Source organism: Chthonobacter rhizosphaerae (assembly GCF_013839525.1).
Classification (GTDB): Bacteria; Pseudomonadota; Alphaproteobacteria; order Rhizobiales; family Pleomorphomonadaceae; genus Chthonobacter; species Chthonobacter rhizosphaerae.
Map to the genome: position 1 here is coordinate 106,012 of NZ_JACDIS010000007.1, position 23,052 is coordinate 129,063.

At 70.5% G+C, this 23,052-nt stretch carries 25 protein-coding genes and 1 tRNA gene; 13 read left to right on the forward strand and 13 right to left on the reverse strand.

The window, feature by feature from the left end:
• The first annotated feature begins 233 nt into the window (after positions 1 to 233).
• The 9 genes from HND91_RS14195 (at position 234) to HND91_RS14235 (ending at position 8,893) form a co-directional block, all read left to right on the forward strand.
• Positions 234 to 1,133 carry a heme/hemin ABC transporter substrate-binding protein gene (locus tag HND91_RS14195; RefSeq protein ID WP_181707247.1) on the forward strand — a complete coding sequence of 300 codons (900 nt, stop codon included), beginning with the start codon at positions 234 to 236 and terminating at the stop codon, positions 1,131 to 1,133.
• Positions 1,130 to 2,221 (forward strand): FecCD family ABC transporter permease, encoded by a 1,092-nt coding sequence (locus tag HND91_RS14200; RefSeq protein WP_343057343.1) that lies wholly within the window; start codon positions 1,130 to 1,132, stop codon positions 2,219 to 2,221. The genes HND91_RS14195 and HND91_RS14200 overlap by 4 nt, the downstream gene beginning before the upstream one ends.
• A gap of 3 nt (positions 2,222 to 2,224) precedes the next feature.
• On the forward strand, positions 2,225 to 3,007 hold the full coding sequence (locus tag HND91_RS14205; RefSeq protein ID WP_181707248.1) for a heme ABC transporter ATP-binding protein: 783 nt from the start codon (positions 2,225 to 2,227) through the stop codon (positions 3,005 to 3,007).
• 137 nt (positions 3,008 to 3,144) lie between these two features.
• The gene (locus tag HND91_RS14210) at positions 3,145 to 3,477 is read left to right on the forward strand and encodes an ArsR/SmtB family transcription factor (protein ID WP_343057344.1); all 333 of its coding nucleotides are present in this window, start codon (positions 3,145 to 3,147) and stop codon (positions 3,475 to 3,477) included.
• A 7-nt stretch (positions 3,478 to 3,484) separates the two neighbouring features.
• Positions 3,485 to 3,925 (forward strand): thioredoxin TrxC, encoded by a 441-nt coding sequence (trxC, locus tag HND91_RS14215; RefSeq protein WP_181707250.1) that lies wholly within the window; start codon positions 3,485 to 3,487, stop codon positions 3,923 to 3,925.
• Positions 3,926 to 4,134: 209 nt separating this feature from the next.
• Complete coding sequence (locus HND91_RS14220) at positions 4,135 to 4,470, forward strand: rhodanese-like domain-containing protein (RefSeq protein ID WP_181707251.1); 336 nt, start codon at positions 4,135 to 4,137, stop codon at positions 4,468 to 4,470.
• Positions 4,471 to 4,518: 48 nt separating this feature from the next.
• Positions 4,519 to 4,719, forward strand: coding sequence for a YgaP family membrane protein (locus HND91_RS14225; protein ID WP_181707252.1), 201 nt, complete (start codon positions 4,519 to 4,521; stop codon positions 4,717 to 4,719).
• Positions 4,720 to 4,739: 20 nt separating this feature from the next.
• Entirely contained in the window at positions 4,740 to 5,708 is a 969-nt protein-coding gene (locus tag HND91_RS14230) for an efflux RND transporter periplasmic adaptor subunit (RefSeq protein WP_181707253.1), read from the forward strand.
• Positions 5,705 to 8,893, forward strand: coding sequence for an efflux RND transporter permease subunit (locus HND91_RS14235; RefSeq protein WP_181707254.1), 3,189 nt, complete (start codon positions 5,705 to 5,707; stop codon positions 8,891 to 8,893). Before HND91_RS14230 ends, HND91_RS14235 begins: the two co-directional genes overlap by 4 nt.
• A 16-nt stretch (positions 8,894 to 8,909) precedes the next feature.
• On the opposite strand, the gene HND91_RS14240 is transcribed toward HND91_RS14235, so the two are convergent.
• The 6 genes from HND91_RS14240 to hmgA all read right to left on the reverse strand — a co-directional run bounded on the left by HND91_RS14240 (position 8,910) and on the right by hmgA (position 14,726).
• Positions 8,910 to 9,563, reverse strand: a complete 654-nt coding sequence (locus HND91_RS14240; protein WP_181707255.1) for a response regulator — start codon at positions 9,561 to 9,563, stop codon at positions 8,910 to 8,912.
• Entirely contained in the window at positions 9,560 to 10,924 is a 1,365-nt protein-coding gene (locus HND91_RS14245; RefSeq protein ID WP_181707256.1) for an ATP-binding protein, read from the reverse strand. The genes HND91_RS14240 and HND91_RS14245 overlap by 4 nt, the downstream gene beginning before the upstream one ends.
• 193 nt (positions 10,925 to 11,117) lie before the next feature.
• On the reverse strand, positions 11,118 to 11,510 hold the full coding sequence (locus HND91_RS14250) for a hypothetical protein (protein ID WP_181707257.1): 393 nt from the start codon (positions 11,508 to 11,510) through the stop codon (positions 11,118 to 11,120).
• A gap of 223 nt (positions 11,511 to 11,733) precedes the next feature.
• Positions 11,734 to 12,396, reverse strand: coding sequence for a maleylacetoacetate isomerase (gene maiA / locus HND91_RS14255; RefSeq protein WP_181707258.1), 663 nt, complete (start codon positions 12,394 to 12,396; stop codon positions 11,734 to 11,736).
• Positions 12,389 to 13,405: a fumarylacetoacetate hydrolase family protein gene (locus HND91_RS14260; protein ID WP_181707259.1), complete on the reverse strand. Its 1,017-nt coding sequence runs from the start codon at positions 13,403 to 13,405 to the stop codon at positions 12,389 to 12,391. The genes maiA and HND91_RS14260 overlap by 8 nt, the downstream gene beginning before the upstream one ends.
• A gap of 1 nt (position 13,406) precedes the next feature.
• Positions 13,407 to 14,726 (reverse strand): homogentisate 1,2-dioxygenase, encoded by a 1,320-nt coding sequence (hmgA, locus tag HND91_RS14265; RefSeq protein ID WP_181707260.1) that lies wholly within the window; start codon positions 14,724 to 14,726, stop codon positions 13,407 to 13,409.
• 324 nt (positions 14,727 to 15,050) lie between these two features.
• Here hmgA and HND91_RS14270 point away from each other — a divergent pair, with 324 nt between their 5' ends.
• Positions 15,051 to 15,749, forward strand: coding sequence for a DUF502 domain-containing protein (locus tag HND91_RS14270; RefSeq protein ID WP_181707261.1), 699 nt, complete (start codon positions 15,051 to 15,053; stop codon positions 15,747 to 15,749).
• A gap of 122 nt (positions 15,750 to 15,871) precedes the next feature.
• Here HND91_RS14270 and HND91_RS14275 read toward each other — a convergent pair whose 3' ends face one another.
• From HND91_RS14275 to HND91_RS14290, 5 genes are all read right to left on the reverse strand, one after another.
• The gene (locus tag HND91_RS14275) at positions 15,872 to 16,231 is read right to left on the reverse strand and encodes a RidA family protein (protein WP_181707262.1); all 360 of its coding nucleotides are present in this window, start codon (positions 16,229 to 16,231) and stop codon (positions 15,872 to 15,874) included.
• Between the two features lie 169 nt (positions 16,232 to 16,400).
• Positions 16,401 to 16,913, reverse strand: a complete 513-nt coding sequence (locus HND91_RS14280) for a DUF421 domain-containing protein (protein ID WP_181707263.1) — start codon at positions 16,911 to 16,913, stop codon at positions 16,401 to 16,403.
• 41 nt (positions 16,914 to 16,954) lie between these two features.
• The gene (locus HND91_RS23405; protein ID WP_484482107.1) at positions 16,955 to 17,041 is read right to left on the reverse strand and encodes a small membrane protein YohP; all 87 of its coding nucleotides are present in this window, start codon (positions 17,039 to 17,041) and stop codon (positions 16,955 to 16,957) included.
• Between the two features lie 60 nt (positions 17,042 to 17,101).
• Complete coding sequence (locus HND91_RS14285; protein ID WP_181707264.1) at positions 17,102 to 17,293, reverse strand: CsbD family protein; 192 nt, start codon at positions 17,291 to 17,293, stop codon at positions 17,102 to 17,104.
• A 60-nt stretch (positions 17,294 to 17,353) separates the two neighbouring features.
• The gene (locus HND91_RS14290; RefSeq protein WP_181707265.1) at positions 17,354 to 18,178 is read right to left on the reverse strand and encodes a PRC-barrel domain-containing protein; all 825 of its coding nucleotides are present in this window, start codon (positions 18,176 to 18,178) and stop codon (positions 17,354 to 17,356) included.
• A gap of 371 nt (positions 18,179 to 18,549) precedes the next feature.
• Between HND91_RS14290 and HND91_RS14295 the strand changes: the two genes are divergently transcribed.
• The 3 genes from HND91_RS14295 (at position 18,550) to HND91_RS14305 (ending at position 22,169) form a co-directional block, all read left to right on the forward strand.
• Positions 18,550 to 18,963, forward strand: a complete 414-nt coding sequence (locus HND91_RS14295; protein ID WP_181707266.1) for a hypothetical protein — start codon at positions 18,550 to 18,552, stop codon at positions 18,961 to 18,963.
• A 75-nt stretch (positions 18,964 to 19,038) separates the two neighbouring features.
• Positions 19,039 to 21,570 carry a protein translocase subunit SecD gene (secD, locus tag HND91_RS14300; RefSeq protein ID WP_181707267.1) on the forward strand — a complete coding sequence of 844 codons (2,532 nt, stop codon included), beginning with the start codon at positions 19,039 to 19,041 and terminating at the stop codon, positions 21,568 to 21,570.
• Between the two features lie 263 nt (positions 21,571 to 21,833).
• Positions 21,834 to 22,169, forward strand: a complete 336-nt coding sequence (locus tag HND91_RS14305) for a response regulator (protein WP_246329487.1) — start codon at positions 21,834 to 21,836, stop codon at positions 22,167 to 22,169.
• Between the two features lie 2 nt (positions 22,170 to 22,171).
• Here HND91_RS14305 and HND91_RS14310 read toward each other — a convergent pair whose 3' ends face one another.
• Positions 22,172 to 22,540 carry a response regulator gene (locus HND91_RS14310; protein ID WP_181707269.1) on the reverse strand — a complete coding sequence of 123 codons (369 nt, stop codon included), beginning with the start codon at positions 22,538 to 22,540 and terminating at the stop codon, positions 22,172 to 22,174.
• A 347-nt stretch (positions 22,541 to 22,887) separates the two neighbouring features.
• A tRNA-Lys gene (locus HND91_RS14315) sits at positions 22,888 to 22,963 on the reverse strand.
• Between the last annotated feature and the right edge of the window lie 89 nt (positions 22,964 to 23,052).

Here is a 23,052-nt window from a genome sequence, read left to right on the forward strand (position 1 = left end):
TTCCTCTGCGCCGGATGGGGTGCGCCGCGCACGGGCGGCGGACGGGAGCTGGCGATCGGAAGGCGCGCGGAGGTCAGGCGCGCCGGTCCATGGCTGACCCTTGCGCTGGTACTTAAACCTGAGTATCAGAGTCAAGTTAATTGTCACCGGCGGCTTGTCATCATTCCGCACGTCCCGAACCGGCCGGGCGTTCCCGACGCCCGGATCGGACGCCCATTGCCTCGAGGTCCCCCATGCCCCTGCCCTCCGCCATCCTCCGCCGCCACTGGCCGGCCATCGCCGGAGCCGCCGCCCTGACCGTCGGCGCCGCCGTCGCCGCCCTGGCCGACACCGGTGGCCCGCGCTCGGTCGTCTCCGTCGGCGGGGCGGTGACGGAGATCGTCTACGCGCTCGGCGAGGAGAGCCGGCTGAAGGCGGTGGACACCACGAGCTACTATCCCGCCCAGGCGGCGGGCCTGCCCAAGGTGGGCTATTACCGGGCTCTCTCCGCGGAAGGCCTCCTGTCCACGGAGCCGGATCTCGTGCTCCTGCAGGACGGCTCCGGCCCGCCGGACGCGCTGGCGGTGTTGAAGGCGAGCGGGATCCCGATCGCCGACGTGCCGGACGAGACCAGCCCGGAGGGCATCGCCGCCAAGATCAGCCGCGTCGGCGAGGCGCTCGGCGCCCAAGACCGGGCCGACGCGCTCGCCGCCGACGTGACGGCGCGGTTCCGGGCACTCGCCACGGACGTGGGGCGGATCACCGAGCGCAAGCGGGTGCTGTTCGTGCTGTCGCTCGCCAACGGCCGGGCGACCGTCGGCGGCGCCGGCACGTCGGCGGACGCCATGATCCGGCTCGCAGGCGGCATCAACGCCGCCGCGGACGTGGACGGGTTCAAGCCGATCGTGGACGAGGCCGTGCTGGCGGCGGCCCCGGACGTGGTGCTGGTGATGGAACGGCCGGGCGCCCGGATCTCGGCGGACGAGGTGTTCGGCCTGCCGGCCTTCCAGGGCACGCCCGCGGCGGCGGACCGCGCCCTCGTGTCGCTGGACGCGCTCTACCTGCTCGGCTTCGGGCCGCGCACCCCGGCGGCCGCCCGCGACCTCGCCGCCGCCCTCTACCCGGGCGCGGTCGCCGCTGCGGCGACGCCGTGACCGGGCCGGCTGCCGTGGGGCGCGACCGCGCCCGGCCCCGCTTCGACGGCGACCGCACCGGCCGCGCCGTCCTGGTGCTGGCCCTGACGGCGGCGCTGGCGATCGCGGCGGCGGCGGCGTCCGTCTCGTTCGGGCCGACCGGCGTCGGGGTCGGAGATCTCGCCGCCTATCTGACCGGCGGTCCCGAGGCGGTCGGCGCGCGGGAGCGGCTGGTGCTGGAGGCGATCCGCCTGCCGCGCGCCGGTCTCGGCGCCCTGGTCGGGGCGGCGCTGGCGGTCTCCGGCGCCATGATGCAGGGCCTCTTCCGCAACCCGCTGGCGGACCCGGGCCTCGTCGGCGTCTCCTCCGGGGCCGCGACGGCTGCGGTTCTGGTGATCGTGTTCGGCGGCGCGGCGCTCGGCCCCGTGGTTGCGCTTCTCGGCCCGCAGCTTCTGCCGGTCGCGGCCTTTGGCGGCGCGCTCCTCAACACGCTCCTCCTCTACCGGCTGGCGACCGCGAACGGGCGGACCTCCACCGTCACACTGATCCTCGCCGGCATCGCGGTGGGGGCGCTCAGCGGCGCGATCACCGGGCTCGTAGTGTTCGGCGCCGACGACGCGGCGCTCCGGGACTTCACCTTCTGGAGCCTCGGCTCGCTCGGCGGCGCGACCGTGCCGAAGATCCTCGCCATCCTGCCCTTCGTCGGCATCGTCTTCCTCGCGATGCCGTTCGTCGCCCGCGGCCTCGACGCGCTGGTGCTCGGGGAGGCGGAGGCGCAGCACATGGGCATCCCGGTCCAGCGCCTGAAGCGGGTGGTGATCGTGTGCGTGGCGGCCGCGAGCGGCGCGACCGTGGCGGTGACCGGCGCGATCGGCTTCGTCGGCATCGTGGTGCCGCATCTTCTGCGCCTCGCGATCGGCCCCGGCCACCGCTTCCTGCTGCCGGCGTCGGCCCTTGCGGGAGCGGCGCTCCTCCTCCTCGCCGACGTCGCCGCCCGGCTGGCGGTTTCGCCGGCGGAACTGCCCATCGGCATCGTGACCGCGCTCCTCGGCGCGCCGGTCTTCCTCGCCATCCTGATCAACCACCGCCGCGGACCGCTCGGAGACTGACCGATGATCACCGCCCACAGCCTCACCCTGGCGCGCTCCGGCCGCTCGATCGTGGACGACGTCAGCCTCCGCCTGGAGCCCGGCCGGGTGTCCGCCATCATCGGGCCGAACGGCGCCGGCAAGTCCACGCTCCTGAAGATGCTGACCGGCGAACTGGCGCCGAGCGCCGGAACCGTAGCCTACGGCGACCAGCCGATCGGCCGCTGGACGCCGCGCGCCCTCGCCCGCCGCCGGGCAGTGCTGCCCCAGAGCGCCGCCCTCGCCTTCTCGTTCACGGTGCACGAGATCGTCCGCATGGGTGCCGTCGCCTCCGGCCTGCCAAGCGCCGACGGCATCGCGAACGATGCGCTGGCGCGCGTGGGCCTTTCCGGGTTCGGCGGCCGGCTCTACCAGTACCTGTCGGGCGGCGAGCAGCAGCGCGTCCAGTTCGCCCGCGCGCTCGCCCAGGTGCCGAGGCCGGTGCGCGACGGCACGCCGCGCTTCCTGTTCCTGGACGAGCCCACCTCCAGCCTGGATCTCAGGCACCAGATCGGCGTGCTCGACGTGGCCAAGCGGTTCGCCCGCGACGGGGGCGGCGTGGTGGCGGTGCTCCACGACCTCAACCTCGTCGCCGAGTTCGCCGACACGGTGTTCGTGCTCGATGGCGGCCGGCTGGTGGCTGCCGGCCCGCCGGTCCACGCCCTGTCGGACGGGGTGGTGGCCGACGTCTACGGCGTCCACGGCACCGTGTGCCGCCTTCCCGCCGCCGGCATGCCGTTCGTGCTGCCGCAGGCTCGCACGTCCTGAACCACGCAGCGTGTCCGCAGCCAAATGCGGGTCGCGCACGGTGGGCGCGGCTTGCATTTTAGCGTATTCGTATATACCTCTGAGGCATGAGCCGGACGGGGGCGGCCGGAACTAGGATCAGAACGAAGGACCGGAGCGTGAGCGACCCATCGTCCACCCTTTGCAGCCCGGACGGGCCCGATCACCAGATCCTGGAGGGCAAGGCCGAGCAGGCCGCCCGCCTGCTCGCGGCCCTCGGCCAGACCAAGCGGCTGATGGCGCTCTGCCGGCTGGTCGACCAGGAGATGTCCGTGGGCGCGCTCGCGGAGGCGGTCGGTCTCGGCCAGTCCGCCCTGTCGCAGCATCTCGCTCGCCTGCGCGATCTCGGGATCGTTGCCACCCGCCGGGACGGGCAGACCATCTACTACCGCCTCGCGTCCGAGGACGCCCGCCGGCTCATCTCCGTTCTTTACGACATCTACTGCCGTTGAGGTCGTCATGGCGATCCATGTGGTATGCCCCTCCTGCGGGGCGGTGAACCGGGTTCCGGATGAACGTCTGCGGGCGGAAAGCCACGCCGCCCGCTGCCCGAAATGCGCGGCCCCGCTGTTTCCCGGCAGTCCGGCCGACGTGACCGGCGAGACGCTGCGCCGGCACGTCGAGCGGTCCGACCTGCCCGTGGTGGTGGACTGCTGGGCCGCGTGGTGCGGCCCTTGCCGTATGATGGCGCCAGCCTTCGCGGAGGCCGCCGGCCGGCTGCCCGCGACGGCGCGCTTTCTGAAGCTCGACACGGACAGCGAGCAGAGCGCCGCGGCGGCGCTTGGCATCCGATCGATTCCGACGTTGATCCTGTTCAACAAGGGGCGCGAGGTCGCCCGTCAGGCGGGCGTGATGACCGCCGCCCAGATCGAGCGCTGGGTCACCGCTCACGCCGCCTGAGGCGGCCGACCCGACGGCCGGGGAAGGACGGGTTCCCGGGACCGCGAGAGGGCCGGCTGCCAAACGGTGGCCGGCCCTTTTCTCATGCTCGTCATCGGTTTTTCTTGTGCGTGGCCCGGATTCCAAGGCCAAGGGATCTTGAATTGGACTCAAACCCTCTATATTAGTAGATACGAAGATACGTAGTATCAGAGGAAGGGAGCCTACCCATGTTCGGTTTCGGACGTCGCGCCCCGGTGAAGACCCTCTCGCCGCTCGAGGCCAAGGCCGCGGCGGATGAAGGGGCCGTGCAGCTTGTGGATGTCCGCGAGGCCGGCGAATGGCGGCAGGCGCGGATCCCCGGCGCGATCCATGCGCCGCTGTCCGCCTTCCGGGAGGTGGCGCATTCGCTGCCGGCCGACCGGCCGCTCGTCTTCTACTGCCTCTCCGGGGCGCGATCCGCGCAAGCGGTCGCCCTCGCTACCGCTCTGGGGCTGCCGCACGACACCCACATGGCGGGCGGCATCTCCGCCTGGCAGGTGCACGGCCTGCCGATCGACCGCTGACCTTTTCCGAACACCGCCTCCTTCAACCTCGCCTCAAGGACTTCGATCATGACCCTCGACCGGACCGTTCTCGCCTTCGCCGGCTTCATGGTTCTCCTGTCGGTGCTGCTCACCGTCACCGTCTCCGGCCACTTCGTCTGGCTGACGGTGTTCATCGGCCTCAACCTCATCCAGTCGGCCTTCACGGGGTTCTGCCCCGCCGCCAGGGTGTTCAAGGCGCTCGGCATTAAGCCCGGCTGCGCCTTCTGAGCGGAAAGGATCTTCCCTTCATGCGCGCTCGCCTCGCCTTCATCCCAGCCGTCGTGACGGCCGCCCTCCTCGCCTCCGGACCGGCGGCGGCCGGGTCCGTCGTGGTCTCGCCCGTGACCGTGCCGGAATGGAAGGCGGTCTACGGGCGGGTGGAGGCGCGCGACATGGTGCCGGCGCGCGCCCGCATCGGCGGCACGCTGGTGTCGCTCGACGTCGCCGAGGGCGACACGGTGACCGCCGGCCAGCGGATCGGCACGGTCCGGGACGACAAGATCGAGTTCCAGATCAACGCCCTCGACGCCCGGTTGAGGGCCCTTTCCGCCCAGCTCGACAACGCGCTCGCCGAACTCGGCCGCGGCCAGCAGCTGGTCGAGCGCGGAGTCGCGACCGCCCAGCGGCTGGACCAGTTGCGCACCCAGGCGGACGTGCTCCGCAACCAGATCGCGGCGGCTGAGGCGGAGAAGCAGGTGATCGTCCAGCAGGGCGCCGAAGGGGCGGTGATCGCGCCATCCGACGGCATGGTGCTGACCGTGCCGGTGACGGACGGCGCCGTGGTGATGCCCGGCGAGGTGATCGCCACCATCGGCGGCGGCGGCTTCTTTCTGAGGCTCGCCATCCCCGAGCGGCATGCCGCCCTCCTCAAGGAAGGGGCGCCGCTGGAGATCGAGGCGGGCGCCAAGGCCGCCGAGGGGCGGCTCGCCAAGGTCTATCCGCAGATCGAGACCGGACGCGTGATCGCCGACGTGGAGGTGGACGACCTGCCCACCGCCTTCGTGGACGCGCGCGTGCTGGTGCGCGTTCCGGTCGGCGAGCGCGAGACGATCGTGGTGCCGCGGGCGGCCGTCGCGAGCCGGTCCGGCCTCGACTTCGTCCGCGTGCGCACCGCCGCCGGCGAGGCCGACCGCACCGTCGTGCTCGGCCGCGCCATGGCGGACGGGGTCGAGGTCCTGACCGGGCTCAATCCGGGTGACGAGGTGATCCTGCCATGAAACTCGGCATCGCCGGCGGACTGACGCGGGCCTTCATCGTCTCCGCGCTGACACCGCTGTTCCTGGTGGCCGCCCTGGCGGTCGGCCTCGTGGCGCTCTTCACCCTTCCCCGCGAGGAGGAGCCTCAGATCTCCGTGCCCATGGTGGACATCCACGTGCGCGCCGCGGGCCTGCGCGCCGAGGACGCGGTGAAGCTGGTGACCGAGCCCCTGGAGACGATCGTGAAGGCGATCGACGGGGTGGAGCACGTCTATTCGCAGACCCGCGACGACGCCGTGATGGTGACGGCGCGGTTCCTGGTGGGCACCTCCGCGGATGCGGCGGTGCTGCGGGTGCACGACCGGGTCCGCGCCAACCTCGACCGCATCCCGGTCGGGATTCCGGAGCCGATGATCGTCGGCCGCGGGATCGACGACGTGGCGATCGTCACCCTGACGCTGACGCCGACCGACGCCGCAGGCGACGGCGTCACCGCCGCCGACCTGACCCGGGTTGCGCGGGAGCTGCGCACCGAGATCGCCAAGGTCGAGGACGTCGGGCTCACCTATATCGTGGGCGAGACCGCCGAGGCGATCCGCGTCGCGCCGGATCCGGAGCGCCTGGCGCTCCACGGCGTGACGCTGCAGCAGCTCGCCGCCAAGGTGGGCGGCGCGAACCGGTCGCTCCCGACCGGCGTCGTCCGCCACGAGGGCGACGCGGTTCAGGTGGTCGCCGGCGAGACGCTGCAGACGCCCGCCGACATCGGCAACCTCCTTCTGACCACCCGCGACGGCCGTCCCGTCTACGTGCGGGACGTGGCCGACGTGGCGTTCGCGGCAGATACGGCCGACCAGCAGGTTGCGACGGTGACGCTGGAGAACGGCCGGATCGTCCGAAAGCCGGCCGTCACCCTGGCCGTCGCCAAGCGCGCCGGGTCCAACGCGGTGACCGTGGCGGAGGAGATCCTGCACCGGGTGGAGGCTTTGAAAGGCGGGCTCGTTCCCGACGGCATGGCCGTGGAGGTGACCCGCGACTATGGCGAGACCGCCAACGAGAAGGCGAACGAACTCCTCTTCCACCTGGGGCTCGCGACCCTTTCGATCATCGCGCTCGTCTGGCTGGCCATCGGCCGGCGGGAGGCGTTCGTGGTGGCGGTGGTGATCCCGGTCACCATCCTGCTCACCCTCTTCGCCGCCAACGTGATGGGGTACACGCTCAACCGCGTGTCGCTGTTCGCGCTGATCTTCTCCATCGGCATCCTGGTGGACGACGCCATCGTGGTGATCGAGAACATCGCCCGCCACTGGGCGATGAAGGACGGCCGCGACCGGCGCACCGCCGCCATCGAGGCGGTCGCGGAAGTCGGCAATCCGACCATCGTGGCGACGCTGACCGTGGTCGCCGCGCTTCTGCCCATGCTGTTCGTGTCCGGCCTGATGGGGCCGTACATGAGCCCGATCCCGGCCAACGCGTCGGCGGCGATGATCTTCAGCTTCTTCGTCGCCGTGATCGTCACGCCCTGGCTGATGCTGAAGGTGGCGGGCAACGCCCCGACCCACGGGCACGGCGACCACGGCCATCCCGGCGGCGGCCTCGGTCGCGCCTACGCGGCGGTGGCCCGGCCGATCCTGTCGTCGAAGGGGACGAGCTGGATCTTCCTCCTCGCCGTCGGCCTGCTGACGCTCGGCTCGCTGGCGCTCTTCTACACGAAGGACGTCACGGTCAAGCTCCTGCCGTTCGACAACAAGTCGGAGCTTCAGGTCGTCATCGACCTGCCGGAGGGCGCCAGCGTGGAGGCGACGGACGCCGTCGCCCAGGCGGTGGCCGGCACGGCGCTGGCGCTGCCGGAGGTGGTCTCCGCCCAGACCCACGCGGGCGCCGCCGCGCCGTTCAACTTCAACGGCCTCGTCCGGCACTCCTACCTGCGCGCAGAGCCGCACCTCGGCGACGTGCAGCTGAACCTCGCCCCGAAGGCCGACCGGGAACGGCCGAGCCATGACGTGGCGCTGGACCTTCGCGAGCGGATCGCCTCGCTGCCGGTTCCGGCCGGCACGTCGCTGAAGGTGGTGGAGCCGCCGCCGGGGCCGCCGGTGCTCGCCACGCTCCTCGCCGAGATCTACGGCCCGGACCCGGAGACCCGCCGCAAGGTGGCCGAGAAGGTGGAGGCGGCGTTCCGCTCGGTTCCCTTCGTGGTCGACGTGGACACGTCCTTCGGCACTCCGCCCCGGCGGCTGCGCGCCACCGTCTCCACCGACGATCTGGAGTTCTACAAGGTGCAGGAGGCGGACGTGTTCGACACGCTCGCCCTCCTCAACGGCAGCACCACGGTCGGCTATTCCCACCGGGGCGGCGGCCGGGCGCCGATCCCGATCCGCCTGGAGCGGCCGAAAGGCGACCGGGTGCTCGACGAGCGGCTCCTCTCAACGCCCATCCCGGCCAACGTGCTGCCGGGCGACCGGGGCGTCGTGGAACTCGGCGACGTGATCCGGGTGGAGCCGGAGACGGCGTCCTTCCCGATCTTCCGCCGCAACGGCCGCTTCGCCGAGATGGTGACCGCCGAGCTCGCCGGCGCTTTCGAGGCGCCGCTCTACGGCATGCTGGCGGTGGACGAGGCTCTCGACGCGGAGGACTGGACCGGGCTCACCCGCCCGGAGATCGTGCTCCACGGCCAGCCGGAGGACGAGAGCCGGCCGAGCCTCCTCTGGGAGGGCGAATGGGAGGTCACCTGGGTGACGTTCCGGGACATGGGCGCCGCGTTCGGCGTCGCCATGCTGGGCATCTACATCCTGGTGGTGGCGCAGTTCGGCTCGTTCAAGCTGCCGCTGGTGATCCTGACGCCGATCCCGCTCACCTTCATCGGCATCCTCGGCGGGCACTGGCTGTTCGGGGCGCCCTTCTCGGCCACGTCGATGATTGGCTTCATCGCGCTCGCCGGCATCATCGTGCGCAACTCCATCCTGCTCGTGGATTTCGTCAAGCACGCCGCCTCCCCGGACCGGCCGCTAACGGAGGTGCTGATCGAGGCCGGATCGATCCGGTTCAAGCCGATCCTCCTGACGGCGCTCGCCGCCATGATCGGGGCGGCGGTGATCCTGACCGACCCGATCTTCCAGGGGCTCGCCATCTCGCTCCTGTTCGGGCTCGCCTCGTCCACGCTCCTGACCGTGCTGGTGATCCCGGCCATCTACCGGGTGCTGCGGACGTGAGGTCCGGGCCGGCCGCTCAGGCCGGCCCCGCTTCCCGGCCGGTGCCGACGACGCGGATGTGGCGGTTCTCCACGGCGAAGCGGATGAGGTCGGCGGTGCGCTCCACGCCGAGCTTCTCCTTGATGCGCGTGCAGGTGTTGGCGACCGTCTTGTAGGCGACGCCGAGAGTGTCGGCGATGTCCGACAGGCTCTTGCCGTCGGCCAGCATACTGAGGATTTCCAGCTCCCGGTTGGAGAGCTGGGTCACGTGCTCGGCGGGGGAGAAGGCCGTCTCGGCGATCTCGCCGGCGATCGCGGTGTCCACGTAGGCCTCGCCGCGGGAGGCCCGCAGGACGGCGACCAGCAGCTGGTCGGACGTAGCGCTCTTCGACACGTAGCCGAGCGCGCCGGCGCGCCGGGCGGACGTGGCGTAGACCACGTCGGAATACATGCTGAAGATCACCACCCGGGCGCTCGGATCCTCCGCCCGGATCCGGCGGAGGAGTTCCAGCCCGCTGCCGCCCTTGAGGTTGATGTCGAGCACCACCACGTCCGGCCGGTCGCTGCGGAAGAGCGCGAGCGCGTCCGGCACCGTCGCCGCCTCCCGCATGACCGCGCCGTCGATGGCCGAGAGGAGGCGGATCACGCCGTCCCGGACGATGACATGGTCGTCGACGATCAGGATCTTCATTCCGCAGCCCTTCCCAGCGGCGGTTCGACCCGCCTGTTGTCCACGGCGCGCACCGGGATGATGGCCGATACCGCGACGCCCCGGCCGCCTGGCCGGTCGCCGATGGTGAAGTCGCCGCCAAGACTCTCCACCCGCTCGCGCATGCCGATGAGGCCGTATCCACCGCCCGCGTCCTTGAGGCCGCAGCCGTCGTCCGCGACCCGGATCGCCACCTCGCCGCCGAGGTCGGTCACGGAGATCTCGATCCGCGCGGGCGCAGCGTGCTTCAGCGCGTTGGTGACCGCCTCGCGCACCACCGCCAGGATGGCGGCCTCGGTCTCCACCCCGAAGGCCGCGTCGGTGACGTCGAGGTCGAAGTCGACCGCCGGATGGCGGTCCTCCTGGGCGGCGACCATGTCGCGGATCGCGGCGGCAAGGCCGAGGCTGCCGAGAAGGCCCGGCCGCAATTGGCCGAGGATGCCGCGCACGTGGGTGCGCGCGTGCCCGGCCGCGGCGCGCACCGCCTCGGCCCGGTCGGCGATCTCCGCCCCGCGCGGGCCGCCGCCGGTCTCGGCCACCAGGGCCTCGATGGCGGCCGCGTCCACGTCGACGGCGAACAGGAACGGCCCGACCTCGTCGTGGAGGTCGCGGGCGAGCTCGGCCCGCTCCTCGTCCTGGAGGCGCTCGATCTGATCGGTCAGCTGGCGGTTCCGGTCGGCCATGTCGCCGAGCCGCGCCGCCATGTCGTTGCAGCCCCGGCACAGGCTGGCGAGTTCCGGCGAGCCGGCCTCCGGGATGCGGATGGCGTAGTCGCCGGCGCCGATCCGCCGCATGGCGTCTGTGAGGGCGGCGATCGGGGCGAGCGCCCGGCCGATGATGGCCACGATGAAGCCGAAGGCGGCGAGGAAGAAGGTGGCCACCACCGACAGGATGAGGACCACGTCGCCCCAGACCTCGTCCATCTCGCTGCGCGGATCCGGCTCGAGCGCGAGCGTTCGGACGCCCGCCCCGCCCGGCACGTCGATCCGCACCGTCTCGACCGTCGGCGCGATCAGGTCGATGAACCAGTCCGGCACCTCGTTGGCGGGGGGCGGGATGCGCGAACGGGCGATCTCGCGGCCGGCCTCGTCGAAGAGCACCAGCCGCACGTGCCGGTCGCCGTCGAACAGCGCGACGGCCTCCGGGAGCACGTCCCGGCCGACGCCGACGCCATCGGACGACAGCACCCACCGCTCCACGGTGTTGCGCGCGACGTCCAGGGCCGCCGCCGTCTCGATGGCGACCTTGCGCTGGGCGTGCCAGTGGAGAAGCACGCCGCCCGCGAGGAGGACGCCGACGAGAACCAGCGTGATGGCGCCGATCAGGCGCGCGCGCAGGGACAAGACCGCCTCCGTGGACCGAGACCGCACCGTGATCGGCCGGATGACGGCTGAGTTCACGTTAAATCGCGTTCATGTCAACGGCCAAGCCGATACGATCCGCGGTCTCCGGTTCGACTTGACGGGCGGGCGCGAGATCAGGCGCGTGCGCGATGTAGGACTTTTTCCCGGCCGGCGCGTTGCTTGACGGGCATCGTCAAGCGTGGCTGGCCGGCCCGATCCTGTCGGCGGCGACCGCCGTCGCCGTCGCCGTCGCCGTGGTGTGGACCATCAGCGGCCGAAGCAGCGCATAGGTGGCCGCCCCGGACAGAAACCAGAAGACGATCAGGTCATCCTCGCCGAAAACCCTGATCCCGAGCGCCATGATGGTCCAGTGGGCCAGACATGCCGCCGTCGTGACCGGCACGGCCACCATGGCCCGCGTCCCGGTCGTCGCCGCCGTGCCGAGCAGCACGAGATAGAGCGGCAGAGACATGTAGAGCCCCACCCAAGGCGCTCCGAAGATGGCTGAAAGCAAAAGCCAGTAGCGCCGGGTCAACGGCACCGACATGGTCGGCAGGGACAGCGCGCGGGAATTGATGCTGGTCATGGCGAGAGAGCCGGACGATTGGCGATGCCGATCGATAACATTCAGAAGAGAATATTTGTTAAAGGCAACGGCTAAAATCCCGCCGGACCGACGGCGTCCGCCCCATCAGGCATCGCCCCGACGCTCGACGCGCGCCTTGAGCGCTTTCCGACCCGACTGAGACGTCAGGTCGACAAGACATCGCTCCAGTTTCAATAAGCTGGGCATTCTCCAATCGAGACGTTCAACTTGTTCGGAGAACCCTCCAGTCGGCGTCCGCCTGTGCCTCCGGAGCCGCGGCGGCGAAGGCCGCGAGGGCGCGCGCGGCGGCATCCGCGGCGACGATGCGTGGATAGGGATCGAGGTCGAGGCCGAAGCGACGGGCGTTGTAGACCTGCGGAACAAGGCAGAGATCGGCGAGCGTCGGGCTGTCGCCCACGGCGAAGCGCCCGGCCGTCTCCGCCAGCCGGACCTCCACCGCCGCAAAACCCACGGCGATCCAGTGGCGGTTCCAGGCCGCGCGGGCCTCGGCGTCTGCCCCGAAGTTGGCGGTCAGCGCGTCGAGGACGCGCAGGTTGCCGATCGGGTGGATGTCCGCCGCGATATCGAGCGCGATCTGCCGGATCACCGCCCGCGTGCGCGCGTCACCGGACAGGAGCGGCGGGTCGGGATGGCGCTCGTCCAGGTATTCGATGATGGCGAGCGACTGGCTGAGCCGAAAGCCGTCCTCTTCCCAGACCGGCACCAGGCCGGCGGGATTGAGAGCGCGATGCGCCTCGCCGGCCTGCACACCGGTGCGCAGCGGGACCGGAACGTGCCGCACCGTCAGCCCCTTGAGGTTGAGGGCGATCCGCACCCGATAGGCCGCCGACGACCGCCAGTAGCCGTGGAGCGTCGGCTCAGCCACCGGCCCGTTCCACCGTCTGCTCGATGGCGCCGAAGATCGAATGGCCGCCGGCGTCCTTCATCTCGATCCGCACCGTGTCGCCGAAGGCCAGGAACGGCGTGCGAGCCGCGCCGCCCTGAAGCGTCTCCACGGTGCGCAGCTCGACGAGGCAGGAGTAGCCGACTCCGCCCTCCGCGATGGGCCGGCCGGGGCCGCCGTCCTCGCCCCGGTTGGAAACGGTGCCCGAGCCGATGATGGTGCCGGCCGAGAGCGGCCGGGTCCGTGCCGCGTGAGCGATCAGGGCCGGAAAGTCGAACGTCATGTCGATGCCGGCGTTCGCCTTGCCGAACGGCCGGCCGTTGACGGAGACCAGCATCGGCAGGTGCACCTTGCCGCCGTCCCACGCGGGGCCGAGCTCGTCGGGCGTGACCGCGACCGGCGAGAAGGCGGACGACGGCTTCGACTGGAAGAAGCCGAAGCCCTTGGCGAGCTCGTCCGGCATCAGCGCCCGGAGCGACACGTCGTTGACCAGCATGACCAGCCGGATCGCGGCGGCGGCCTCCTCGCGCGAGGCGCCCATCGGCACGTCGCCCGTCACCACGGCGATCTCCGCCTCCAGGTCGATGCCGTGATCCTCGCTGACCGCGACGATCGGGCCGCGGGGCGCCAGGAAGCAGTCCGATCCGCCCTGGTACATGAGCGGGTCGGTCCGGAAGCTGTCGGGCAGGTCGGCGCCCCTCGCCTTCCGCACCAGCGCCACGTGGTTCACGTAGGCCGAGCCGTCCGCCCATTGGTAGGCGCGCGGCAGCGGCGACAGGGCGTCGTGCTCGTGGAAGCGCTGAGCGGGCACGGCGCCGAGCTCGAGATCGTGCGCCAGATCGGCGAGCCGGGGCGCCACGTGCTCCCAGTCGTCGAGGGCCGCCTGCAGCGTGGGGGCGAACGGCCGCGCGGAGACGCAGCGGGTGAGATCGCGCGACACCACGACGAGCATGCCGTCGCGGGTACGGTCCTTCAGGGTCGCAAGCTTCATGTCAGCCGTTCCACTCCCGCCTGTTGCGATCGAAGTTCTTCTCCAGCCCGGACCAGCAGTCGGCATAGTCCTCCTGCAGCCCCGGAAGGGTCGCCGCGTAGGTGGTCAGCTGCTGCGGGAAGCGGGTCTCGAACATGAAGGCGAGCGTGTCGGTCAGCTTGTGCGGCTTCAGGTCGGCGAAGCTCGCCTTGTCGAAGGCCGATGCGTCCGGACCGTGGGGCAGCATCATGTTGTGCAGCGAGAAGCCGCCGGGCACGAAGCCGCGCTCTTTGGCGTCATACTGGCCGTAGATGAGTCCCATGAACTCGCTCATGATGTTCATGTGATACCACGGCGGGCGGAAGGAGTGTTCCGCCACCATCCAGCGCTCCGGGAAGATGACGAAATCCACGTTGGCCGTGCCGGCCTCGCCGGACGGGGCCGTCAGCACCGTGAAGATGGACGGGTCCGGGTGGTCGAACAGGATGGCGCCGACCGGCGAGAAGGTGCGCAGGTCGTAGCGGTAGGGGGCGTAGTTGCCGTGCCAGGCGACCACGTCCAGCGGCGAGTGCATGATCTCCGTCACGTGCACCTGGCCGCACCACTTGAAATACAGCCGGCAGGGCGTGCCGTCCTTCTCCTCGAAGGCCGCGACGGGGGTCTTGAAGTCCCGCGGGTTGGCGAGGCAGTTGGCGCCGATCGGTCCACGGTCCGGCAGGGTGAACTTGGCGCCGTAGTTCTCGCACACATAGCCGCGCGATGGCCCGCCGACCGGCTCCACCTTGAACTTCATGCCGCGCGGGATGACCGCGATGTCGCCGCCGCCGACCTCCAGGACGCCGAGCTCCGTGGCGATCCGCAGCCGCCCCGTCTCCGGCACGACCATCAGCTCGCCGTCGGCGTCGACCATGTAGTCGTCCACCATCGGGGCGCTGGCGAGGTAGACGTGAACCGCCATGCCGACCTGGGTGTAGACGTCGCCCGCCGTGGTGAGCGTGCGCAGCCCGGTGAGGAAGGTCAGCGGCTCGTCCGGGATCGGCACCGGGTCCCAGCGCAACTGCCCGAGCGGCAGGCCATGGTCCACGATGTGCGGGGCGGTCTTCCAGAACGGCAGGTCCACGCGCCGGAACCGGCCCGTGTGCCGGACCGACGGGCGCATGCGGTAGAGCCAGGACCGCTCGTTTGCCCCGCGTGGCGCCGTGAACGGCGAGCCGGACAGCTGTTCCGCGTAGAGCCCGTAGGCGCACCGCTGGGGCGAGTTCTGGCCCTGAGGCAACGCGCCCGGCATCGCCTCGGTCTCGAAGTCGTTGCCGAAACCCGGCATGTAGCGGTCATCGATCATGGGCAGAGGCTCCCTCCCCCGGCACGGCCGCTCCGGCCACCAAAACCATTTCATATGAAATGAAATGCGAGTCAAGCGTCCGAGGCATAGGTTGGGTTCGGGGCTTTTCTCGACGAGGGCGGCCTCCTCCGGGCCGCGCGGACCAGGGACACGGTCGTGGTCGATCCCGTGACCAGCGGCGAGAAATCCGACCTGTCCGATCCCCGCGTCCGCTATGGTCGGCCGCCGATCCGGGCGCGCGACCGCGCGCGGGCCCGGCCGACGAGGCCTTCGCCGGGAACCGGCTGATCCTCCTCGGGGTTGCCGAACGGCGGAGGCGACGACATGGGTCGTATACAGAACAACATAGCTGCCGGGGTCCTCACCCTCATTCCGATCGTGGTGACCCTCTGGATCGTGCAGTTCGTGGTGGAGACGCTGATCGCCTTCGGGCGGCCGCTGGTGTTCGCCCTCGCCATTTCGGTCGGGCGCTACTCTCCCGGCCTTGCCGATTTCCTGCGCACCAGCGCCTTCCAGTCGGTCGTGGCGCTTCTCCTCGTCCTCGTCGGTCTCTATGTGCTCGGCGCCATGACGAAGGCGGTGGTCGGCCGCAAGCTCATCGGGGTGTTCGACAGCACCGTCGCCCGGGTGCCGTTCGTGCGCAGCCTCTATGGCGCTGTCCGGCGCATGCTGGACGCCTTCCAGGCGCCGACGGAGGGGGTCCAGAAGGTGGCGCTGATCCGCTTCCCCACCCCGGAGATGCGAACCCTGGGCTTCGTCACCCGCGTGTTTCAGGATTCCGTCTCCGGCGCGCAGCTCGCGGCCGTCTACGTGCCGACGGCCCCGAACCCCACGTCGGGTTATGTGGAGATCGTCCCGGTGGACGATCTCATCATGCTCGACTGGAGCACCGACGAAGCGCTCCAGTTCGTGGTCTCCGCCGGGGCCTCGGCGCCCGAGCGGGTCCCTTTCTCCAACGAGCCCGCCCGGCCGGAGAAGCCGGCGGTCGCCGCCGAAGCGCGGCGCTCGCGCACGGCGCTCTGAGCGCCCGCACCGACCGCCTGCATCCTTCCCGGCGATCGGCCTCCGGGACCGTACCGAGCGGCGGCCCGGACCGCCGTGAATGCCGCGCGGGGTGGGCCGGCGCCCTCCCCGCGCGGGCCGTCTCACGCCTTGACGGCGAAGACCTGGATCTCGACGAGAAGCGCCGGATCGGCGAGCTTCGCCTCCACGCAGGCCCGGGCCGGACCCTGGCCGGTCGCCACCCAGGCGTCCCAGACCGTGTTCATGGCGGCGAAGTCGTCGATATTCGCCAGCCACACGTAGGCGTGGGTGATGGCGGTCTTGTCGGTGCCGGCTTCGGCCAGCAGCGTGTCGATGCGGTCGAGGATGTTGCGGGTCTGGCCCACCACGTCGAGCGTGCTGTCCGTGGACACCTGTCCGGCGAGCGCGACCATCGTCCCCGACAGCGGGAACTCGACGATCTGGCTCATGCGGTGGTTGGTGTGGTGGCGGCGGATGGTCATTGGGTGCTCCTGGGTGTTCTTGGCGCGTGGCCGTTCGATTGGACGCAGGAGGCTTAGGCGCTGGCCGGGCGGATGACAACCGTCACCGGGGCCGCGCGGACAAGGTCGTCGGCGAAGGGGCGCGCGGCCCGGACGGAGACGCGCCGGAGCGGTTCGCGCACCCCGCTTCTCAGGCAGAGGGCTCGCTCGAAACGCCGGGCAGGTCGCCCGAGGCTTTTCCGGCCGGGACGATGCTGAAGCTGCCGTCGGTCTCCAGGATGACGAAGCCCACGTCGTCCAGCGACGGGTGCCCGTCCGACCTTGCGGCGGCCAGGACCTCCTCCTTGCTGACGCGCTCGTCCAGCATGGCGGACATCAGAAACGCGCCGTCCCAGTAGAGGAGGCGCGGCTCGGACTTGACGAAGGATTGGAACCGGTTCGACCGGACCGACAGGAAGGCGACCAGATACTGGAGACCGCACAGAAGAGCGAACGCGACCAGTCCCTCGGCGAGCGCCACATCCTTGCTGAGCAGGATGGTCGCCAGGGTGGAGCCGAGCGCCACCGTCACCACGAGATCGAACGCGTTCATCTTCGACAGCGTGCGCTTGCCCGTGACCCGGAGCAGCGCGACGAGCCCGCCGTAGGCGAGCGTTCCGACCAGGAGAATACGTCCGAGGTCCGCCCATCCGTCGAAGAACATGAAGCCAGTCTCCCGTCCGGCGATCCCCTGTCGGGTGGAGATCAGAAGATGAGCGCCAAGAGGCCGATCACGACCAGGAGGCCGATCAGGAAGATGATGCCGAGGGTGCCGCCGATGAATTTCAGCATGAGGTCAACTCCTTGGGACGGGGCCGCCCGGCCGGTGTCGGCCGGGCGGCGGCGTCATGGTCAGAGGCCGTCCACGGCGCCCTTGATCTTGTCCTTGGCCTTGCCGAGCGCCTGCTGGCCCTCGCCCTTCTTCTCCTGGACGGCGCCCTCGGAGCGCATCTTGTCGTCGCCGGTCAGCTTGCCGGCGGCCTGCTTGATGTTGCCGGCAGCCTCGTTGCCGGTGCCCTTGGCCTTGTCGTCGGAACTCGCCATTGGTTGTCTCCATGTGGTCATGGGTGGGAAGGATGGGCGGGCAGGACGCCCGCCCGATGATCACTGCGGGGTCGCGGCCTGCATGCCCTCGAACGCCGGGGCGTCCTCGAGCTGCTGCTTGGTCACGTTGAGGACGATGCGGTCCGGGAGACCGTCGGCGCCGATCCGGACGTCGTTGGCGGCGCTTTCCGTGCCGTAGCCGGTCCCGGTGGTGGAGCCTGTGGAGCCGGTGGCACCCGGGTCCCCAGTGGTCGTGGAGCCGGTCGGCGCCATGGTCGGCGTCGTGCCGGTCACCGCCGTCTCGTTTCCGGCCATCTCACCGGTCGCGGCCGGCCCGGTCGCACCGGCGGCCTCGGCCTCGGCAGCGGTCATGCCCGGCCCGAACTGAAGCGCGTTCATGGCCACGGCCACGTCCTTTTCGCCGATGCCCAGGAACCCGCCGACGCCGATGATCACCGCGGCGACCTGGCCCTGATCGTTGACCAGGATGTCCTTGATGTCGCCGATGCTCTCGCCGTCGGCCCCGAACACGGCCTTGCCTTCCAGGTCGGCAGCCCGCCACGCGCCTTCTGCCGGGACGGTCACGAACGGACCTTCAGACTGCATGCCGGCGGTCATCTGCCCGGATTCGCCGCCGGTGACGGTGGTGTCCTGGGTGACGTCCGTGTCGGGCATGCCGCCGCGCGCATCCTCGCCCGCGGCCGCCGGAAGCCCCTGGGCGGGATCGCCGGGCTGCGCACCGGCCCCCATGCCCCCGCCGCCGGACGGCGCCGGCTGCATCATGGCCGGGTCCTGCTGGGCCGGAGGCGTGCTGGTGTCCTGCGCGAAGGCGGCCGCAGGCAGGGCGGCCGAGGCCAACAGGATCGCAAAAAGTCTTCCGGTCATCTCGTACCCTCCATGTTGATGAGATACCTGGTCAACCGGACGTAGCCCGCATGGTTCCGAAATATCGCGCAGGAATCCAGAGTAGCTGGTTTCGGGTGCGCACTATTCGAACGCCGGCGATCGGCTGCTTCTTCTACTGGCGTCACACTGACGTCATATCACGAGGGGCGGAGGTCTGGTCCGCAGCGCGTCGTCGACCTTGAGCAGGAGACTGCATGTGCTTCGCACGTCTATTCTGCATGTCTATTCTGTAACGGCAGGAGCACAGCCGTCCGGCTGCTCCGCGCCACCCTTTCGGCCGTGCTCCGCCCGTCCGTTCAACGCCCGCCCGCCGATCCCCGTCGACGGGCCGCGCCCCGCTCTGATATGCCATGGCGATGACGATGGCCGGCCGCCCCGACGCGCAGACGACCGAACCGGGCCCGGCGCCTGGGCGGCTCCGCGCGGCCGGCGCGGTCGTCGCGCTCCTCTTCGCCTATGTGGGCTTTCTGCTCGGAGCCCCCGCGCCGGACGTGCGGCCGGCGTCCGCCGGGTTCGGCGTCCAGGCGACCGGTGCCGCCCGTCATCTCGCCCCGCGCGCGGATGCCGGCGCGATCGCCGCCGCCGAGCGGGCCGACCCGAAGGCGGCTCCGCCGCCGTCCGGCCGACCGGCGATCGGCGCGCAACCTGCCTTCCTTGCCGGCCGACGGGCTGTCGACCGGCCGCCGAACCGGGCGTCTTCCGTGCGGGCGGCCGCGGTTCGCCGCGCCCACACGCCCCGCGCCCCTCCGTCCGCCGCCGCCTGATCGTCACCCTGATCAAGGCGCGTTCCTGCGCCGGCCGAAAAGCCGGACGCAGGAACGCCTGCACGGACATGTCTCATGAAAACGTCACCCTGGCTCGTGGCCACCTACGTGGTCATCATCGCCCTCGGCATCCTCACGGCCCTGCCGAACATCGTTCCGAAAACCACCCTCGACGCCCTGCCCTCCTGGTTTCCCCGGACCCAGGTTTCCCTCGGCCTGGACCTGCGCGGCGGCTCCCACCTCGTCCTTGAGGTGGACGGCGCCGACCTGGTGAAGGAACGGCTCCAGACCCTCACCCAGGACTCGCGCCGGGCGCTCCGCGATGCCGGCGTCAACGATGCCACCATCCGCCGGTCCGACGCCCAGCTGACCATCCGCCTCGCCGAGGCGGGCCAGCGTCAGGCCGCCCTCGCGGCTCTCGCCCCGCTCGCCACCCCGGTCGGCCTGTCCGGCGGATCGGACCTCGCCTTCGGGGGCTCGGGCGAGACCATCACCGTCGCGCTCAACGAGGCCGGGCTCGCCGACCGGGCGAGCGCCGCGGTGGAACAGAGCCTGGAGATCATCCGCCAGCGCATCGACCAGGTCGGGGTCGCGGAGCCCACCATCCAGCGCGTTGGCGCCGACCGCATCCTTGTCCAGCTCCCCGGCGTCCAGGATCCGGCCCGGATCCGCGATCTTCTCGGCTCCACAGCCAAGATGACCTTCCATCTCCTCGCCGACACGCCGGCCGATGAAGGCGCGGTGCCGCCCGGGGTGACGCTCCTGAAGGATGCGGCGGGCCGAGCCTATCCGGTGGACGACCGGGTCGAACTCACCGGCGACCGCCTCACCGACGCCCGCGCCGGCTTCGACCCGAGCACCCGAGAGCCCCTCGTCACCTTCCGCTTCGACACCGCCGGCTCGGCCCGGTTCGCCGAGATCACCCGCACGCACGTCGGCAAGCCGTTCGCCATCGTGCTCGACCAGACCGTGCTGTCGGCGCCGGTCATCCGCGAGCCGATCACCGGCGGCTCCGGACAGATCTCCGGCAGTTTCACCGTCGAGGAGGCGACCGATCTCGCGGCGCTCCTGCGCGCCGGCGCCCTGCCGGCCAAGCTCACCGTCATCGAGGAGCGGACCGTGGGCGCGGACCTCGGCGCCGACGCCATCGAGATGGGCATCGTCACGGGCCTCGTCGGGTTCGGCCTCGTGGTCGGCTTCATGGTGGTGCTCTACGGAGCCTGGGGCCTCCTCGCCAACCTGGCGCTCGGGCTGAACGTGGTGCTCACCTTCGCGGGCCTGTCGCTTCTCGGGGCGACGCTGACGCTGCCCGGCATCGCCGGCATCGTGCTCGGCATCGGCCTCGCGGTCGACGCCAACGTGCTGATCAACGAGCGCATCCGGGAGGAGACCGCCAAGGGCCGCAGCGCCATCGCGGCCCTGGACGCGGGCTTCAAGCGCGCCTACGCCACCATCGTGGACAGCAACGTCACGGCGCTCATCGCCACCGTGCTGCTGTTCTGGTTCGGCTCCGGCCCGGTGCGCGGCTTCGCCGTCACCATGGGCCTCGGCATCGCCATCTCGATGTTCACGGCCGTTTCCATCGTGCGCGTCATCATGATGGCCATCGTGCGTCGGCGGAAGCTGAAGCGGCTGGAGATCAAGCCGCTCTTCCCGGTCCGGCTGATCCCGGACGGCACCCGCATCCGCTTCATGCGGGCGCGCTTCTTCGGCATCGGCTTCTCGGCCGTGCTGTCGCTCGCGTCGCTGGTGCTGTTCGTGACGCCCGGCCTCAACTACGGCGTCGACTTCCGCGGCGGCATCCAGATGGAGGTGGTGACCGAGCGGCCTGCCGACCTCGCGGCCTTCCGCTCCAGCCTCGGCGAACTCGGCCTCGGCGAAGTGGCCCTTCAGGCCTTCGGCGACGACCGGCATGTCCTGGTGCGGGTGGAGCGTCAGCCCGGCGGCGAGGAGGCGCAGACGGCGGCGGTGGAGCGGCTGAAGGCGGAGGTGCGCGCCATCGATGCCACGGCCGCCGTGGAACGGACCGAGGTGGTCGGCCCGAAGGTCTCCGGCGAACTCGCCACCGCCGGCATCCTGTCGGTGGTGCTCGCCAGCCTCGCGATGCTCGTCTACATCTGGGCGCGTTTCGAGTGGCCGTTCGCGGTCGGCGCCATCGCCACCCTGGTGCTGGACGTGACGAAGACCATCGGCTTCTTCGCCCTCACCGGCCTCGACTTCAACCTCACCGCCATCGCGGCGCTCCTGACGCTGGTCGGCTACTCGGTCAACGACAAGGTCGTGGTCTACGACCGCATGCGCGAGAACATGCGGCTCTACAAGGCGATGCCGCTGCGGGAGATCATCGACCTCTCCATCAACGAAACCCTCGCCCGCAGCCTCTACACCTCCGTCACCGCCTTCCTGTCGCTTCTTCCCATGGCGATCTGGGGCGGCAGCGCGGTGGAAAGCTTCGCCGTGCCGATGATCTTCGGCATCGTGATCGCCGCGTCCTCGTCGGTCTTCATCGCCGCGCCCATCCTGCTCTTCCTGGGCGACTGGCGGAAGAAGCGCGCGTCCGCAACCGCGACCGCCGTCGAGACCCCGGCCGAAAGGCTCCCGGCCTGAGACCCCTGGCCGCCGCGCCCGCGGCGGCCAGCCTCCCCGCCATCGGTCACGAAGACCCGACGCCTGCGACCCCGTCGGGCCGCAGGCGCAGGATAAGTCTGTTCGCATACGCACAATTTTCAACCGCCGGCTCACCATCGCCGCCGCCAAGCCGGATTGGTTAATTCTCCGACAACGGAAGGTCAGAAATATCGAGCTCAGCGGGAACTTGACGTGCCAACATATGTTAACGGGGCTCAATGGCTGGTTCGGAGGTGCGGCCCATGATCCTCGTCGTGGAAGACGAACCGATACCGTTGATGCTGGCGCAGGACGTGCTGGAGGAAGCGGGTTACGACACGATGGCGGTGAGCACGGCGGACGAGGCGCTCGCTCTTCTGGAGGCTCGTCCCGACGACATCGACATCGTGTTCACCGACGTCCGGATGCCCGGCTCGATCGATGGTCTGGAACTCGCGCGGATCGTCTGCGGCCGGTGGCCGGACAAGCGCGTCATCATCACGTCCGGACACCTGTCGGCCGCCGAGGCCGCGCCCCATTGCGTTCGGTTCGTGTGCAAGCCGTGGACGACGGTCGATCTCCTGAACGTGGTGATCTGACCTCAGGCCGACGGCGCCGGACCGCCCAGCATGTCGGCGAGCCGGTCTCGGATGGCCGTGAAGGCGAAAGGCTTTCCCACCCAGTACGCCCCCGGAACCGGATGGTCCGACGGCATATGGCCGGAGGTGATCAGCACCGGCACGCCCTTGGCCGCCATGGCGGCCGCGCAGTCCATCAGGTCGCCGTCGCGCAGGGTGAGATCCAGGACGGCGGCATCGCACTCGTTGGCGGTCAGCCAGTCCATCACCTCGCGGCACGTGGCGAACGGCCCGGCCGTGCGCGCCCCGAGATCCGCCACCACGTCCTCCAGGCCGAGGCTGATCACCGCCTCATCCTCGGCGATGAGAACTGTCTTGCGTGTGCTGTTCATGTCGGGCAAGCCCCACCGAAGGACCAGGCGTAGTGCACTGAAGTGCGCTAAGGTGGTCCCGGCCTCCGGACATTCAAGACCCGGAGGGCACCGGATGCCACATCGTCACTGTATGCGAATTCCCATACCAATGACAGGCTTACGGCCAACGTCGGGAAGGTGGTGAGATCCGCGGCGACCGGGAACTCGCGAGCTCTGCCCGAGCGGGCCGGCCCGCGCATCCATGCGGGATGCCGGTACACCTCTGGACGTTCGCGAAAGCGCCGCCCTTTTTGCGACCTTAAGCCGCGAACGGCCGGGACCTTCCGAACCCGTCCGAAAACAGAATGCCAAGTGCTTGGAAGGATTGGTGGGCGCGACAGGGATCGAACCTGTGACCCGCTGATTAAGAGTCAGCTGCTCTACCGACTGAGCTACGCGCCCGACCAGGGCCGGCGGCGTGGTTGCGCCGTCCCGTTGGGATGGCGGGCTTATAGCCGGGGGCGCGGCGGGCCGCAACCCCCTTTGTGCGC